General features: G+C 60.5%; 16 protein-coding genes and 1 other RNA gene. 9 read left to right on the forward strand and 8 right to left on the reverse strand.

The window, feature by feature from the left end; genetic code table 11:
- The first annotated feature begins 404 nt into the window (after positions 1 to 404).
- Complete coding sequence (locus EV281_RS10975) at positions 405 to 1,352, forward strand: AEC family transporter (RefSeq protein ID WP_132653099.1); 948 nt, start codon at positions 405 to 407, stop codon at positions 1,350 to 1,352.
- 56 nt (positions 1,353 to 1,408) lie between these two features.
- Here the strand turns inward: EV281_RS10975 and EV281_RS10980 are convergent, their stop codons facing one another.
- On the reverse strand, positions 1,409 to 1,981 hold the full coding sequence (locus EV281_RS10980; protein ID WP_132653100.1) for a cytochrome c family protein: 573 nt from the start codon (positions 1,979 to 1,981) through the stop codon (positions 1,409 to 1,411).
- 154 nt (positions 1,982 to 2,135) lie between these two features.
- Between EV281_RS10980 and EV281_RS10985 the strand changes: the two genes are divergently transcribed.
- Both EV281_RS10985 and EV281_RS10990 read left to right on the forward strand, forming a co-directional pair.
- A complete protein-coding gene (locus EV281_RS10985) occupies positions 2,136 to 2,891 on the forward strand; it encodes a 3-deoxy-manno-octulosonate cytidylyltransferase (protein WP_132653101.1) in 756 nt (251 codons plus the stop codon).
- A 12-nt stretch (positions 2,892 to 2,903) separates the two neighbouring features.
- Positions 2,904 to 3,758, forward strand: coding sequence for a prephenate dehydratase (locus EV281_RS10990; RefSeq protein ID WP_132653102.1), 855 nt, complete (start codon positions 2,904 to 2,906; stop codon positions 3,756 to 3,758).
- Between the two features lie 73 nt (positions 3,759 to 3,831).
- Here the strand turns inward: EV281_RS10990 and EV281_RS10995 are convergent, their stop codons facing one another.
- The 4 genes from EV281_RS10995 to EV281_RS11010 all read right to left on the reverse strand — a co-directional run bounded on the left by EV281_RS10995 (position 3,832) and on the right by EV281_RS11010 (position 6,756).
- Positions 3,832 to 4,200 (reverse strand): VOC family protein, encoded by a 369-nt coding sequence (locus tag EV281_RS10995; protein WP_112542837.1) that lies wholly within the window; start codon positions 4,198 to 4,200, stop codon positions 3,832 to 3,834.
- Positions 4,201 to 4,632: 432 nt separating this feature from the next.
- A complete protein-coding gene (locus tag EV281_RS11000) occupies positions 4,633 to 5,328 on the reverse strand; it encodes a YafY family protein (protein ID WP_132653239.1) in 696 nt (231 codons plus the stop codon).
- 61 nt (positions 5,329 to 5,389) lie between these two features.
- Complete coding sequence (nudC, locus tag EV281_RS11005; RefSeq protein ID WP_132653103.1) at positions 5,390 to 6,349, reverse strand: NAD(+) diphosphatase; 960 nt, start codon at positions 6,347 to 6,349, stop codon at positions 5,390 to 5,392.
- Positions 6,346 to 6,756 carry an HIT family protein gene (locus EV281_RS11010; protein ID WP_132653104.1) on the reverse strand — a complete coding sequence of 137 codons (411 nt, stop codon included), beginning with the start codon at positions 6,754 to 6,756 and terminating at the stop codon, positions 6,346 to 6,348. Before EV281_RS11010 ends, nudC begins: the two co-directional genes overlap by 4 nt.
- A gap of 89 nt (positions 6,757 to 6,845) precedes the next feature.
- Between EV281_RS11010 and ffs the strand changes: the two genes are divergently transcribed.
- The 4 genes from ffs to EV281_RS11030 all read left to right on the forward strand — a co-directional run bounded on the left by ffs (position 6,846) and on the right by EV281_RS11030 (position 9,847).
- An RNA gene (ffs, locus tag EV281_RS11015) (signal recognition particle sRNA small type) lies at positions 6,846 to 6,943 on the forward strand.
- A gap of 43 nt (positions 6,944 to 6,986) precedes the next feature.
- On the forward strand, positions 6,987 to 8,855 hold the full coding sequence (locus EV281_RS11020; protein WP_132653105.1) for a DNA polymerase III subunit gamma/tau: 1,869 nt from the start codon (positions 6,987 to 6,989) through the stop codon (positions 8,853 to 8,855).
- A gap of 19 nt (positions 8,856 to 8,874) precedes the next feature.
- On the forward strand, positions 8,875 to 9,198 hold the full coding sequence (locus EV281_RS11025; RefSeq protein WP_132653106.1) for a YbaB/EbfC family nucleoid-associated protein: 324 nt from the start codon (positions 8,875 to 8,877) through the stop codon (positions 9,196 to 9,198).
- A gap of 37 nt (positions 9,199 to 9,235) precedes the next feature.
- Positions 9,236 to 9,847 carry a LysE family translocator gene (locus tag EV281_RS11030; protein WP_132653240.1) on the forward strand — a complete coding sequence of 204 codons (612 nt, stop codon included), beginning with the start codon at positions 9,236 to 9,238 and terminating at the stop codon, positions 9,845 to 9,847.
- 1 nt (position 9,848) lies between these two features.
- On the opposite strand, the gene EV281_RS11035 is transcribed toward EV281_RS11030, so the two are convergent.
- Positions 9,849 to 10,466: an MOSC domain-containing protein gene (locus EV281_RS11035; protein WP_245508247.1), complete on the reverse strand. Its 618-nt coding sequence runs from the start codon at positions 10,464 to 10,466 to the stop codon at positions 9,849 to 9,851.
- A gap of 57 nt (positions 10,467 to 10,523) precedes the next feature.
- On the opposite strand from EV281_RS11035, the gene recR reads away from it, so the two are divergent.
- Entirely contained in the window at positions 10,524 to 11,129 is a 606-nt protein-coding gene (recR, locus tag EV281_RS11040; protein ID WP_132653108.1) for a recombination mediator RecR, read from the forward strand.
- A gap of 230 nt (positions 11,130 to 11,359) precedes the next feature.
- The gene (locus EV281_RS11045; protein ID WP_245508255.1) at positions 11,360 to 12,574 is read left to right on the forward strand and encodes a lytic murein transglycosylase; all 1,215 of its coding nucleotides are present in this window, start codon (positions 11,360 to 11,362) and stop codon (positions 12,572 to 12,574) included.
- A gap of 14 nt (positions 12,575 to 12,588) precedes the next feature.
- Here EV281_RS11045 and EV281_RS11050 read toward each other — a convergent pair whose 3' ends face one another.
- Together EV281_RS11050 and EV281_RS11055 are read right to left on the reverse strand one after the other, a co-directional pair.
- Positions 12,589 to 13,044, reverse strand: a complete 456-nt coding sequence (locus EV281_RS11050; RefSeq protein WP_132653110.1) for a GNAT family N-acetyltransferase — start codon at positions 13,042 to 13,044, stop codon at positions 12,589 to 12,591.
- Between the two features lie 8 nt (positions 13,045 to 13,052).
- Positions 13,053 to 14,684 (reverse strand): MFS transporter, encoded by a 1,632-nt coding sequence (locus tag EV281_RS11055; protein ID WP_132653111.1) that lies wholly within the window; start codon positions 14,682 to 14,684, stop codon positions 13,053 to 13,055.
- Positions 14,685 to 14,806: the final 122 nt, after the last annotated feature.

Consider the following 14,806-nt stretch of genomic DNA (forward strand, 5'->3'; position numbering starts at 1 on the left):
ATGGGAAGTCCCGGATTTGTGATAGCCGGTAATCGGTCTTAGCGAAATTTATTGGTATTGGAAGGATAAACCGCACACAGGTTTATAAGTCTTCGCAAAACTGCCGCTTATTCGTCATGCCGCTGTCACCTTACCTGCCTAAAAATCTCCTCGGAAAGACCGGCATGCAGTATTTTCGTAGAGCTGGTTACCGGGAGGGATGATCCCTTCTGTCTTACCGGAACGGCGCTGACCACGGATGAACTGGCAGTGTCGGATCTGGGTATCCGGCAGGACCGGATGCGGAAAAGCGGGCTTAGCCCGCTTTTTTATTGCGACGCGAAAAGAAATGCATGCCGTGCATTTGTCATGGCCGGCAATATGCTGCTAGACCTCGGGACCTTCCCCGCGCAGAGCAGCAGTTCATGTCAGCCATCATCTTCGACGTTCTTCCGATCTTCCTTCTCATTCTCATCGGTTGGCTGATCGTCCGCATCGGCGTGCTGACGGCAAGCGTCGGCGATGCCTTGAGCGAGTTCGTCTTCAAGATCGCCGTGCCCCTGTTGCTTTTCCGCACGATCGCCGAAGCCGATTTCCACGGCGCATCGCCGTTCCGGCTCTGGACCGTCTATTTTTCCGGCGTCGCAGTGACGTGGGCAGCCGGGCACATCGTCGCTACGCGTTTCTTCGGCCGCGACGAGCGGATCGGCGTGCTTGCCGGCGTATCCTCGGCCTTCGCCAACAACATTTTCATCGGCCTGCCGCTGGTCGAACGCACTGTGGGCAGCGAAGGGCTCGTCGCCCTTTCCATCCTGCTTGCCATCCATCTACCTATCATGATGGTGGCCGGCACCATCATGATGGAACATGCCGAACGCAAGATTTCAGGCAAGAGCGAGCGCAGCATGGCTCAAGTGCTCAAGCAGATCGGCTTGAATCTGCTGCATAATCCACTTGTCATCGGCATCGCCGCAGGCGCCGCCTTTCATGTCTCGGGCCTGACAATGCCGGCAACGGTCGGAACCGTCGTTGGGCAGATCGCCGGCACCGCCGGCCCGGCGGCGCTGATTTCGCTCGGCATGGCACTCCAGAAATACGGCGTCTCAGGGAATATCGGGATCGCCAGCGTGACCTCCGCATTCAAGCTGCTGCTGCTGCCAGGGTGCGTGTGGGCGGCAAGCCACCTGTTCGGCCTCAGCAACGAATGGGCGGCGGCGCTGGTACTGACTTCATCGGTTCCGACGGGGGTAAATGCCTGGCTGATCGCCAATCGCTTCGGTGTCGGCCACAGCCTGGCCGCCTCTACGATCTCGGTGACCACGGCGCTCGGCGCCATCACAGTTTCCTTCTGGGCTTATATCCTCGGCACCTAAGGCAACAAAAAACCCGGCGCGAGGCCGGGCTTCTTCTTAAAAACGCTCGACGGCTCTTACTGCGTTGCAGCCGGAGCATTCGGATCCGGCAGCGCAACCGGCGAATCAGCCAGCGTGTGCAGGTAGAGAATGACGTTGGCGCGATCCTGATCCTTCGGCAGGCCGGCAAAGCCCATAGCCGTGCCCGGAACGTCCTTCTTCGGCGCCGTCAGGAACTTGTTGAGGTTTTCGAACGTCCAATGTTCGCTGCCGCCCTTGGAGAAATCCTTCATGGCAGAGGAATAGGCAAAGCCTTCATGTGAGGCGATCGGGCGATCTACGACACCAAAGAGATTCGGACCAACCTTGTTCGGTCCGCCCTTGGTGCCGTCATGACAGGCCTGACACTTCTTAAATACGGTTTCGCCGGCCTTGGCATCGGCGCTTGCAAGAAGTTTCGCAATCGGAACAGCAGCGGCTGCAGGTGCGCTCTCACCGCCGGCGGCGGGTGCTTCCTCGGCGACGATGGCAAAACCTTCCTTTTCCGGCGCCTCGGAATGGAAGATCCCCTCGGACGCGATGGAAACCGACATCAGAACGAAAACCGTTCCAAGCAGTGCCCCCACGGCCGTATTGACGTATGAATTCATCTGCAATGCTCCCCTTGCAGCCGGCAGACCAGAAACCGGACCATCTTGAAATTGCGCGGAACCTATGTCTTTTGGCTATTCGTTGCAACTGTCTAAATGGTCTTGTGCGTGAGACTTTTTGCCACTTTTCTGCCTGGATTAGAAGGCCCGAACAATGACTGATTCAAAATTAGATGACGTGCTGGTGCTGATCCCAGCTCGCCTGGCCTCCACCCGCCTTCCGGGCAAGCCGCTGGCCGATATTTGTGGTTTGCCGATGATCGTGCAGGTCGCAAAACGGGCCGCCGAAGCGGCCATCGGGCGCGTCATCGTGGCGGTCGACGAGCAGGAAGTTTACGACGTCGTGGCTGCAGCCGGCTTCGAAGTGATCATGACAAGCAAGGACCATCAGGTCGGTTCGGACCGCATTTTCGAAGCGCTCACCAAGGTTGATCCAGACGGAAAGGCGAAAATCGTCGTGAACGTTCAAGGTGATCTTCCGACGATCGACGCGGAAACCGTGCGCGCAGCATTGCGCCCCCTGGAGAACCCGCAGGTCGATATCGCTACGTTGACGACTGTAATCGACAACGAGGAAGACAAGACGGCACCACACATCGTCAAGGTTGTCGGCACCCCCCTTTCGGCAAGTCGCCTGCGCGCGCTGTACTTCACCCGCACGAGCGCGCCCTATGGTGAGGGACCGCTTTACCACCATATCGGGCTTTACGCCTATCGGCGTGCCGCACTCGAGCGCTTTGTTTCTCTTGAGCGCGGTACACTCGAAAAGCGCGAATCACTGGAGCAGTTGCGCGCGCTCGAAGCCGGCATGCGCATCGATGTCGAGATCGTTGACACGGTTCCGCTCGGTGTCGATACTCCCGCCGACCTCGAAAAGGCGTGGCGCATTCTCTCCGCGAAGGCCAACTGACGGATTTTCCTCATGAACATCAAGACCAACAGGATCGCCTTCCAAGGCGAGTTCGGCGCCAATTCCGACATGGCGTGCCGGGACATGTTCCCGACGATGGAGCCGTTGCCTTGCCAGACCTTCGAGGACGCTTTTACCGCCGTCGACAATGGCGACGCCGATATCGGCATGATCCCGATCGAGAACACGATCGCAGGCCGTGTCGCCGACATCCACCATCTGCTGCCGGAATCGCGCCTGCACATCATCGGCGAATATTTCATGCCGATTCGGTTTCAGCTCATGGTATTGCCGGGTGTTACAAAGGACGAGATCCGCACCGTGCACAGCCATATCCATGCGCTCGGCCAGTGCCGCAAGATCGTTCGCGCCAACGGCTGGAAGCCCGTGATCGCCGGCGATACGGCAGGGGCTGCGAAGCTCGTCAAGGAAACCGGCGACCGCTCCATGGCAGCGCTTGCGCCGCGTCTTGCGGCTGATCTCTATGGGCTCGACATCGTCGCCGAGAATGTCGAGGACACGGAAAACAACGTGACGCGCTTCGTGGTGCTGTCGCGGGATGAGGAGTGGGCACAGCGCTCCGTCAGCGACGAGAAAATCGTCACCACCTTCGTCTTCAACGTCCGCAATATTCCGGCAGCGCTCTACAAGGCGCTCGGCGGCTTTGCGACGAACGGCATCAACATGACCAAGCTCGAGAGCTATCAGCTCGGCGGCAAGTTCGTAGCGACGCAGTTCTACGCCGATATCGAAGGCCATCCAAACGACCCGCATGTGCGCCGCGCGCTTGAAGAATTGCGCTTCTTCTCCGAGAAGGTCCGCATCCTCGGCGTCTATAAGGGCCATCCGATGCGCGGACTTCTTTAGGCGCTGCAGCTAGCAACGAATATGGCCCCTCGGGCATGGGGGCCGGAGGGACTTCTCGGGTGCGATTTGCCAGTTATTTATCCGGCTCACAAACGCGCAACCGGTGTCCGTCCGGATCCAGCACGACGAAGGTGGGACCGAAGTCGAGTTCGGTCAGCTCCTGGGCGACGGGCAGCCCGCGGCTGCGCCAGTCTTCGTAATGCCTTGCGACTGCGTTTTCGCCATCAACCATGAAGGCGACCTCGCCGCGATTGCCGATGGCGGAAGGCTGCGGTTCGACCTTGCTGCGGCGCCAGAGGCCGAGGGTGAAACCGCCATCCAGCGGGAAAGCGACGAAATTCGGTGCTTCCACGGCCGGCTCACGGCTCAGGATATTGCGGTAGAAAGCGGCACTTTCAGCGGGATCCTTGACATAGAGGATAATGAGATTGGGGCTGGCCATTTCAGTTCTCCGATTACGGTTGAAAAGTATCCCCGGCCGAAAGCTACTGCCATTTTATGGCAGTAGCTTTCGGATTACAGCGCTATTGGCAGCGCCGCTTCGTTACCGGGAGGAATATCAATGAGGCAGGCGCGCGGCGCTACCGGAAGAGATCGTCGCCGACGCGCCAATCCTGACCATCTATGAGGCCGAGATCGCGTTTACGCCATTGCGGGATCGTCTCAAGATCAAGGCGCGGACGGCGTGATGACGCTCTGGTGAATCTATCTGCGAATAAGCGCACCAGACGAGAGCGAAGGGTCCTTCCGGCTTCCTTGGAAGTACGACGGCCGGCATATTGAACGACTTGAGGCATTCCCATGATCAGTACTCCTTTCCTGCTGGACTGGTACTGATAATAGCGCCACCTGCTGACAGTTTATGGCAGCAGCGTCACTGCTCGACAGGAATATCCTGCGTGTCCCGCCACTCCTTCAGGAGCGCCGTGCGGCGGCGTGGATACCGTGTCTCATGGACTGTCATATCGATGATGCGATCGGTGCGGAAATGGCGGAAATCCTGGCGCAGCTCGCACCAGGCCATGATGATGCGCACATGCTCGAAATAGCCGAGCGCGAAAGGCCAGACACGGCGGCGCGAGACACGACCCTGCTCGTCGCCGTAATGCAGTTCGAGCACACGCTCCAGGCGGATTGCCTTGCGGATGGCCGAGACATCCGCCTTGTCCTCGTCCTGGCGCTTGCGGCCAACGAAGAGCGTCGCCGAATCGACCATTTCACGCATGTCGGACGGCAGGACGGCGGCAATCTTTGCCAGTGCATCGGCGCCGGCGTTCGCAAGCCGCGGCTCGGCGGCGCGAGCCACCCAGCGGGAGCCAAGCACCAGCGCCTCCAGCTCTTCTTCGGAAAACATCATCGGCGGCAGCATGAAGCCCGGTTTCAGCACGTAACCTATGCCCGCCTCACCCTCGATCATCGCCCCCTGCGACTGCAGGCTTGCAATGTCGCGGTAGAGCGTGCGCAGGCTGACGCCGGTTTCTGCAGCAAGCACGGTGCCGGTGACCGGCCGCCGATAGCGCCGGAGCGTCTGAAGCAGGGTCAGCAGCCGTTCCGAGCGGGCGACCATGATTATACCCTCATGCAAGCTGACCAGAGACGAACGACGATCGCCCCCACATTACAGCCTCTGCCTAGCGTTTCCACTCCACCCAGTCGCGCATCAGCCGATGGGCAATCGCACCCTTCGGCGGCGGCGCCTTGCCGTTGGCGCCGGGGCGCTCCAGCATTTCGATGGTCTCCTCGCGGGTGAACCAGCGGCAATCCTCGAGCTCGGCTTCATCCCGGTGGATCTCGCGCGACTTCGCTTCGGCATAACAGCCGATCATCAACGAATGCGGCATCGGCCAGGGCTGCGAGGCATGATAGCGGATACGGCCGGTCTTGATACCGGATTCCTCCAGCGTTTCGCGACGAACGGCATTTTCGATTGTCTCACCGGGCTCCACGAAGCCGGCCAGACAGGAATACATACCCGGCGCAAAATGCGGGCTGCGACCGAGCAGGCAGAGATCGCGCTCTTCATCGATCGTCAACATGATGACGACGGGGTCGGTGCGCGGGAAGATCATGTGCTCGCAGGCGGTGCAGACGCGCTTGTAGCCACCGATATGGATTTCCATGACCGAGCCGCAGCGGCCGCAAAACCGGTTGTCGCTGTTCCAGCGAATGAGACTTGCAGCCTGCGCGAATTCGCCGAGCAACATTTCATCGACCAGCTGGTCGCGAAAGAGCGAGCGGCCGTCCACGGGTTTAAATTGGCTCGCCATATCCTCGACGTCGATGCCGACGGGCACAGCAAGGCGCGGTTCGCCGGTCTTGCGGTAACCGAGCAGAACGGTCTCGTCCCAATTCGGCTTCAGCTCCTGCAGCTCGTAACGGACAAAGAGCGGATCAAGCACCTGACCGTCATGCTTCAGCACGAGCTTGTCCTTGGCGAAGGCAAAGATATGTGTGCCTTCGCGGGCAAGCGCTTTTTCGACCGAGCCTTCATCGCGATGTTCGCTGTCGCGGCTCAGGTCGTTGGCGGCGAAGGCCGTGAGATTGCTGGGTTCCGGATGCGGCACATCCGAATCGAAAAGCGAATGACTCATGGTGAAAGGGCTTCCCGCAGCTTTGCTATGAATTCGTCTCTGGTTGCGTCCTCATAAGGCTCAGCCTTGCCGAAGCCCCAGACAGGGCCCGGCCAATTCGCATCACCTTCGGAACGCGCAATAACATGAACATGAAGCTGGCGGACGATGTTGCCAAGAGCCCCTATATTGATTTTTGTGGCACCAGTGACCTTCTTGAGCGCTGAGGAGACAAGCTCGGTTTCGAAAGTGAGCAGCACCTGATCGAGCGGCGTCAGCTCGAAGATCTCGGTGATGCCTGCCCGGCGCGGCACCAGGATGAGCCACGGCCAGCGGGCATCCTTGGACAGCCGGACATCGCACAGGCCAACGACCATGATACTGGTGCTGTCGCTTTCGAGCCTGAGGTCGAGCACGAAATCACTCAAGGGCATTCTCCTCATGTTTTCCAATGGACTAGCAGTTTTTTTGGAGCTTGGCTTGCATTTGATGACGATTTTGCCGATATGTGCATCCGGGAGGTTGGTGGTGGACGAGCCACTCGCCAACCGGGTCAGGTCCGGAAGGAAGCAGCCCTAACGAGCCCCGGCACGGGTCATCGTGCCAGCCTCCCACCTTCTCTTCCAAGAAGCCCGGGCTTTCGGGCGCAAGCAGGGCGATGAGCGACACCGAGCGACAGTCACAAGATGCCGCCTCGACGGGCACCGGATACCGGGTGCTGGCACGCAAATACCGCCCCAAGGATTTCACGGACCTGATGGTCGGCCAAGAGCCGATGGTCCGCACCCTCACCAACGCCTTCGAGACCGGCCGCATCGCGCAGGCCTATATGCTGACCGGCGTTCGCGGGGTGGGCAAGACGACGACGGCGCGCATTCTTGCGCGAGCGCTGAACTACAAGACGGCCGATATCGACAAGCCGACGATCGACCTTCGCGTGCCTGGGGAACATTGCCAGGCGATCATGGAAGGCCGCCATGTCGATGTGATCGAGATGGACGCCGCCTCGCATACCGGTATCGACGACATCAGAGAGATCATCGAACAGGTGCGCTATCGGCCGGTTTCAGCGCGCTTCAAGGTCTATATCATCGACGAAGTGCACATGCTTTCGACGGCAGCGTTCAACGGGTTGTTGAAGACGCTCGAGGAGCCGCCGGAACATGTGAAGTTCATCTTCGCGACAACGGAAATCCGCAAGGTTCCGATCACCGTTCTCTCCCGCTGCCAGCGCTTCGACCTGCGCCGCATCAGCGCTTCGGATCTCGTCGGCTTGTTCTCGACGATCGCCGCCAAAGAAGGCATCGAGGCGGAGCCGGATGCGCTCGCGATGATTGCGCGCGCCGCGGAGGGCTCGGCCCGTGACGGCCTGTCGCTGATGGACCAGGCGATTGCCCACGGTGGCGGCGTAGTGCAGGCGGAGGCTGTGCGCGGCATGCTCGGTCTTGCCGACCGTGCCCGCATCGTCGATCTCTTCCAGCATATCGTGCGCGGCGAAGTGGCCAGCGCGCTCAATGAATTCCAGAGCCAGTACGAGGCGGGCGCAAACCCGGTCGTAGTGCTGACGGATCTTGCCGATTTCACGCATCTAGTCACGCGGCTGAAATATGTGCCCGATGCCGCAAACGATCCTTCGCTTAGCGAAGTGGAGCGCACCAAGGCAGCAGAATTTGCGCAAGGGATTGCCGTCACCACGCTCTCGCGCATCTGGCAGATGCTGCTGAAGGGCATTCCGGAAACGGAAAATTCTTCGCGTACGGCAGGCGCGGCCGAAATGGTGCTGATCCGGCTGGCACATGCCGCACATCTGCCGGCTCCCGAAGACGCGGCACGGCGGCTTGCGGAATTCTCCAATGACGACGGAGTGTCCCGCTCCTCCTCACCGGCACCTTCCGGCGGCGGCAGCGGGACGCGCGTTCCCTATCAGACGAACGTGACGGCGCGAGCGCCCGAACCTGCACTGCGGCCGCAGCCGTCAGGCCCGACCGCCATGCTGCGTGCCGTGCCCAATCCGGAGCCTCAGGCTATCGGACGCACCGAGGTGAGGCCCGCGGAAGCGCCGAAACCGCTCGTGCGCGTCAATTCGATCGGCGATATCGTCGATCTTGCCGGCGAGAAGCGCGACGTCAAGGTGAAGGCGCTGGTGCGCAATTTCGTACGACCTGTGCGCATCGAGCCGGGCCGGCTGGATGTGAACCTTACCGAAGGCGCACCCGGCACGCTGCTGAACGAGCTCGCCGTCAAGCTCAAGGAATGGACGGGCATCCACTGGATCGTCAGCCTCAGCCGCGAGGAAGGCGCGCCGACAATGGTGGAGGCGGAAGCCAGGGCGCAGGAACAGCGCGTCAGCGATGCGCGTCAGGATCCCGATGTCGCGGCGATCCTCGCCCAGTTTCCGGGCGCCAAGATCATCGACGTGCGTGTGAGGGCGCCGACGCCGGAGGAAGAAGCCGAGGAGGTTGCACTGCCTGCCGCCGCGGAATCCGAAGAAGGCGACATTCTGCCGGGCGACGACATAGAATTCTGAGTTCAAGAAGGAGAAGACGATGCGCGACATCATGGGCATGATGGGCAAAGTCAAGGAAATGCAGGCCAAGATGGAGCAGATGCAGGCTGAGATTGCCGAGCTGACTGCCGAAGGCAAGGCAGGCGGTGGCCTCGTGACCGTCATCATTTCAGGCAAAGGCGAGCTGAAGAGCCTGAAGATCGACCCCTCTCTCTTCAAGGAAGACGATGTGGAGATCCTCGAAGACCTGATCGTTGCCGCCCACAAGGACGCCAAGGATAAGGCCGAGGCGATTGCCGCCGAAAAGACCAAGGCGCTGACAGCCGGCCTGTCGATCCCGCCCGGCTTCAAGCTGCCGTTCTGATTTTACCGCCTGGTCCCGGAGGAGGAGACGGGAGATGATGACGCTCACGACATTGCTGGCTTTTGCCGGCGCTCTTTTCATTGCCGCCGGCACACCCGGACCAAGCATTGCGGCGCTCGTGGCCCGCGTCATTTCGAAAGGCGCGCGTGACGTGCTGCCCTTCCTCTTTGGCATGTGGGCCGGAGATGCGATCTGGCTCACCTGCGCGATTGCCGGCCTCTCGGCCATTGCCGAGAGCTTCTACCATGTTTTCGTCGTCATCAAATGGCTCGGCGTGCTCTATCTTCTTTATCTCGCCTGGCGGATGTGGTTCGCCAAAGCCGATGTCGAGGAAGAGGAGCTGCCGCAGGAGCGCTCGCGCGGCCGGATGTTTTTGACCGGCCTGGCGATTGCCCTCGGCAACCCAAAGATCATGTTGTTCTACGTGGCCCTTCTGCCGTCAATCATCGACATCCCCTCGGTGTCTCTCGCCGGCTGGGCCGAACTCGTCGTCACCCTGTTCGTCGTCCTTGCTATCGTCGATTGCAGCTGGATGTTCCTTGCCGCCAAAGCGCGCGGTTTCCTGAGGAGCCGTCGCGCAGTACGGATCGCCAACCGGGTGAGCGCGGGAACAATGGCCGGGGCTGCCGTCACGATTGCGATGCGCTAAGCTAGGCCTCGGCCTGCAGGATCGCCCGCAATTTATAATGAATCGGAGACGCGAGGTATCGCACCCGGTCGCCGTCCGAAAGCCGGCGGCCGAAGGTTTCCATCATTTCCGGCATCATCACTCTCGCACCCGCATAGGCTTGATGGCGCACTGGCGTGCCGGCTTCGACAATGCCGACGTGAATAACGCGGCAATAAATGCCGGGACGAGCGGCCGTTGTATAGCGCTTGACGAATTTCGGGTCGTTCATCCTGGCGGCGAATGTGGCGCAGGGGATGCGGCAGGAAGTGACCTCGAGGATCAGTTTGCCTGTCGTGAAACGGTCGCCAACCGCGACCTGTCGGTTGTCGAGGCCTTCAATAACGAGGTTCTCCCCGAATGTTCCAGGAGTGACGGGTTCGCCGAGTTCCCTCGCCCACCAGTCGAGCGTCAGCGATCCTTCGATATAGACAGCCTGATCGGCCCCGCCATGATGTTTCCTGTTGCAGATCGCGTCGCCCACGATACCTTCCGCATCGATCATGACGCCGCCGCTGACGGCGTGCTTGAAAATACCGGTCTTGTAGCTCTTGCCGGGCAGCTTTTCGGCTGTGCCTCGGCAGACGGCGAGGATTTTCATGGTTGCAGCGATTCTTCCGCGATTCCGTTTTCGTTCCATATCAGTTAAGAACGGCGCATGGCAAAGCGAGTCACCGGCCCCGAAATCGAAAAACTGATCCAGCTTCTGGCGAAAGTGCCGGGCCTTGGGCCGCGCTCGGCGCGGCGGGCGGCACTGCATCTGATCAAGAAGAAGGACCAGCTTCTAGGTCCTCTTTCGCATGCGATGGGCGAGGCCTATGACAAGGTGAAGATCTGCTCGCGATGCGGCAATGTCGATACGGTCGATCCCTGCACGGTCTGCACTGATGCGCAGCGCGACCAGTCCGTCATCATCGTCGTCGAGGATGTCTCCGACCTCTGGGCTCTGGAGCGTGCCGGAGCGCTGAATGCCGCCTACCATGTGCTCGGCGGCACGCTCTCGCCGCTCGACGGCGTCGGGCCTGACGACCTCAATATCCGCGGACTGATCAATCGCGTTAGCGAAGGCGGCATCAAGGAAATCATCATCGCGGTCAATGCCACCGTCGAGGGGCAGACGACGGCGCATTACATCGCCGACCAGCTTGCCGATCTCAATGTGAAGATCACGCGGCTGGCCCACGGCGTGCCTGTGGGCGGCGAACTCGACTATCTCGATGAGGGTACGCTGTCGGCGGCGCTTCGAGCGCGGACGGCAATATGAGGGAATTGAGGATGCGGCGAGCTACCCCTCTCTGCCCTGCCGGGCATCTCCTCCACAAGGTGGGAGATCAGAAGCGGCTTTGGTTTCCCGCCTCACTAACTGCTTGCCAGGTTGAGACGTCGGTAGCTGGCGGAAAACAGTGCATCCAATCAATCTCCCGACCTATGGGAGAGATGCCCGGCAGGCCAGACGGGGGTATTTTGCGGCGGTTGCTGATATTGACGCTCATCATGCTAACGGCGCTTTTCCCCTCCCCCGTCCTTGCTGGCCCATCAAAGGCCGATGTCGAAGCGCAATTCGACAGATGGCTACAGGCCAATCTCTGGCCGGAGGCGAAAAAGAACGGCATTTCGGAGAAGACTTTTCGGGCCGCCTTTTCCGGTGTTGAACTCAATTGGACCCTCACTGATCTCGCCCCTCCCGGCTTTCCGCCACCGAAGGAGCAGAAGCAGACGCAGGCGGAATTTTCCTCACCCGGTCCCTATTTCAACGAGGATCGGCTGAGACGGCTCGCCATGACCGGGCGCGGCTTTGCCTCGCAATATGCCTCGACGCTCAGCCGCATTGAAAAGATCTATGGCGTGCCGGGGTCAATCGTGCTGGCGATATGGGGCCGCGAGACCGGCTTTGGTGCAGCAAAGATCCCCAGTTCGGCAATCGAGGTATTGGCGACCAAGGCCTTCATGTCGACCCGCAAGGACATGTTCCGCATGGAGCTGATCGCTGCTCTCCATATTCTCGACGGTGGCGACGTAACACCTGCAGATTTCAAGGGATCGTCGGCAGGGGCACTCGGCCAGCCGCAGTTCATGCCGACCAGCTACCTGAAATATGCGGTCGATTTTGACGGCGACGGTCACCGCAACATCTGGACCTCGGTTCCTGACACGCTCGCCTCGATCGCGAATTTCCTCGTGAAGAAGGGGTGGCAGCGTGGTCGCGACTGGGGATTCGAGGTGACGATCCCGCAAGCCGTCTCCTGTGCGCAGGAAGGGCCTGACCTTGCCAAGCCCCTGTCCCACTGGGCGTCGCTTGGCGTCGACCGCATCTCCGGCAAGGGCTTTCCGTCCGGCGAATTAAAGGCGCAGGGCATGATGCTGGTGCCGGCCGGGCGCGACGGGCCACAATTCATCGTCACGCCCAATTTCTACATCATCAAGGAATATAACAACTCCGATCTCTATGCGCTCTACATCGGCAATCTCGCCGACCGCATTGCCCTCGGTTCTGGTGCCTTCCAGGGGCAATGGGGTGACGTTGGCAAGATGCTGCGCTCGGATGTCGCCGCCATGCAGCACGCGCTGGAGCGGCAGGGTTACGATGTCGGCGGCACCGACGGGTTGCCAGGCTACAAGACACGCCGCTCGATCGGCCAATGGCAGGAAAGGAACGGCATGAAACCGACCTGCTTTCCAGAGGAGTCGATGAAGGGCAAACTGAAGTAACGCCACACGCCATGTCATAGACTGCGCTTCAGCCCTTCATGGCTCGCCACGAAGCCGAGCTTTTCATAGAAACGGATCGAATCTGCGCGCGTTTTGTCTGTGGTGAGCTGGACGAGACCGCAGCCGCGCTCGGCGCAGCGGGCGACCGCCCATTCGACGAATTGCGAGCCAAGTCCGGAACCGCGACGGTGGCTTGCAATACGCACGCTCTCAATCTGGCCGCGCCACATGCCCGTTCTCGAAAGACCTGGAATAAAGCTCAATTGCAGGCAGCCGATAACCCGGTCCGTCTCGTCACTTGCAACGGCAAGCAACTGGTTGGGGTCCACGTCGATTGCGGCAAAGGCGGCGAGATAGCGTGCGTCGATTGGGTCGGAGACGACCTCGCGCGTGCTGCCGAGGTCATCATCGGCGAGCATGCGGACGATGTCAGGAAGATCGGACAACCGCGCGGTTCTGAACATGTGCATGCCTGGTCTCAATGATGCAGATCGATCGGGGCTTTGTGGAAGACGTCGTCGACGGGCGGTATGGCCTGGCGCTCGATCATGCGGCGAACACCCGGTGGGCTTTCGCCGCGGTGCAGCGCGCGAAGCCGGTCGGTATTTTCGGCATCGGCCTGCGTTCGGCGCAGATTATGCCTTATATACTCGACCCAGGTCGGCGTGTGATAGGTTTCCGTCCAGAGCCCGGGATTTTGGAGATCGCGCATCAGAGCCCAATTGCGGGCGCCATCACGGATACGGATGCGGCGGCGCTCGCCCATCAGCGTCATGAATTCGGCCAGATCGTCGTCGGCAATCTGGTAATCGACCTGGACGACAATCGGGCCGCTGCGTGGCGTGATGTCCAGGCCGAGAGCCGGCTCGATGAAGCGGTTGAGCGGATCGAGATTGAGCGAGGCGAAAGCGGGCATGGAAAATCGCAGGCCAATGACGATGCCAAGCAGCAGGACCGCAGCCGACATCAGCAATGCGTTGGAAAGACCGTAATTGTTGGCGACAACGCCCCAGAGCCAGCTGCCGCCGGCAATGCCGCCGAAAGTGACGGTCTGATAGAGCGAAAGGGAGCGGCCGACCACCCAGCGCGGCGTGGATAGCTGGACGATGGTGTTGAAGAGCGAAAGCGCAAAAACCCAGCAGGCGCCGGCAATCAGCAATCCGGCGGAGGTGAGCACGGCGCTTGGGCTCAGAGCCGCGATCACGGCGCTCAGCGCAAAACCAAGGAAGGCGAGACGGATGATCGTCTCGCTGGAAAACATTTCGCGCAGTTTGGCGCTGAGCACCGCGCCGGCTATCGCGCCGATGCCGAAGGCGCCGAGCATGAAACCATAGGTCAGCGGCCCGCCGGAAACGAGATCAAGCGCGACGACAGGCAACAGCGCTTGGATGGAGCTTGCGCCGATTCCGAACACCAGTCCTCTCAGGAGGATCTTTTCGAGATTGGGGGACATGGAGACATAGCGCATGCCGGCAAAGATGGCGCTGCCAAGTGTTTCCCGCGGCAATGTCGAGGCCGGCGTGTTCGGCCGCCAGCGAAACAGTGCATAGATCAGGGCGACATAGCTCAGCGCGTTCACCGCAAAGGCCGCGGCCGCACCGGCGGCGGCCACGATGGCACCACCGATCGCCGGACCGACGCTGCGGGTTATATTGAAGCCCATGCTGTTCAGCGTGACTGCATCCGGCAAATCGGCGCGCGGCACCATGTCGCCGACCGAGGCCTGCCAGGAGGGATTGTTGAGCGCCGTGCCGCAGCCGATGAGAAACGTGAAGAACAGAAGTAGACCGGGTGTAATCCATCCAAGGATGGCGCAAGCCGTCAACAGGATCGAGACCACGAGCATTGCCGATTGCGCCGTCAGCATGATCCGGCGTCGATCATAATTGTCGGCGAGTGCGCCTGAGATCAGCGAGAAGAGCATGACTGGCAGCGCCGTCGAGGTCTGGACCAGTGCAACCATATCCTCGGATGACGTGATGCTCGTCATCATCCAAGCGGCACCGACGGCCTGGATGAGGCCGCCGAAATTCGAGGCGAGACTTGCAAACCAGATGGTGCGATAGGTCTCGTGCCGCAAAGGCGCAAATGTCGATGTCGTACTGGCCACGCTTCCCCCGTTTTTATCGCATGCCTTGATAAGCAATATATGCGGAAGATAAATGCTCGCCATAGGTTAGCTTGCGCTTGAGAGGCCAAAGAGACGGAATCGCGTTCGACCTTGCAATTTCT

This window comes from Rhizobium sp. BK418 (assembly GCF_004341105.1).
Taxonomy (GTDB): domain Bacteria; phylum Pseudomonadota; class Alphaproteobacteria; order Rhizobiales; family Rhizobiaceae; genus Rhizobium.

Bases quoted from the DNA above. Each gene is read 5' to 3' on its own strand.
- nudC (WP_132653103.1), bottom strand. From the start codon at position 6,349: ATGAGTCATTCGCTTTTCGATTCGGATGTGCCGCATCCGGAACCCAGC.
- EV281_RS11050 (WP_132653110.1), bottom strand. From the start codon at position 13,044: ATGCACATGTTCAGAACCGCGCGGTTGTCCGATCTTCCTGACATCGTC.
- EV281_RS10990 (WP_132653102.1), top strand. From the start codon at position 2,904: ATGAACATCAAGACCAACAGGATCGCCTTCCAAGGCGAGTTCGGCGCC.
- EV281_RS10985 (WP_132653101.1), top strand. From the start codon at position 2,136: ATGACTGATTCAAAATTAGATGACGTGCTGGTGCTGATCCCAGCTCGC.
- EV281_RS10975 (WP_132653099.1), top strand. From the start codon at position 405: ATGTCAGCCATCATCTTCGACGTTCTTCCGATCTTCCTTCTCATTCTC.
- EV281_RS10980 (WP_132653100.1), bottom strand. From the start codon at position 1,981: ATGAATTCATACGTCAATACGGCCGTGGGGGCACTGCTTGGAACGGTT.
- EV281_RS11045 (WP_245508255.1), top strand. From the start codon at position 11,360: ATGCTAACGGCGCTTTTCCCCTCCCCCGTCCTTGCTGGCCCATCAAAG.
- EV281_RS11025 (WP_132653106.1), top strand. From the start codon at position 8,875: ATGCGCGACATCATGGGCATGATGGGCAAAGTCAAGGAAATGCAGGCC.
- EV281_RS11020 (WP_132653105.1), top strand. From the start codon at position 6,987: ATGAGCGACACCGAGCGACAGTCACAAGATGCCGCCTCGACGGGCACC.
- recR (WP_132653108.1), top strand. From the start codon at position 10,524: ATGGCAAAGCGAGTCACCGGCCCCGAAATCGAAAAACTGATCCAGCTT.
- EV281_RS10995 (WP_112542837.1), bottom strand. From the start codon at position 4,200: ATGGCCAGCCCCAATCTCATTATCCTCTATGTCAAGGATCCCGCTGAA.
- EV281_RS11035 (WP_245508247.1), bottom strand. From the start codon at position 10,466: ATGAAAATCCTCGCCGTCTGCCGAGGCACAGCCGAAAAGCTGCCCGGC.
- EV281_RS11030 (WP_132653240.1), top strand. From the start codon at position 9,236: ATGACGCTCACGACATTGCTGGCTTTTGCCGGCGCTCTTTTCATTGCC.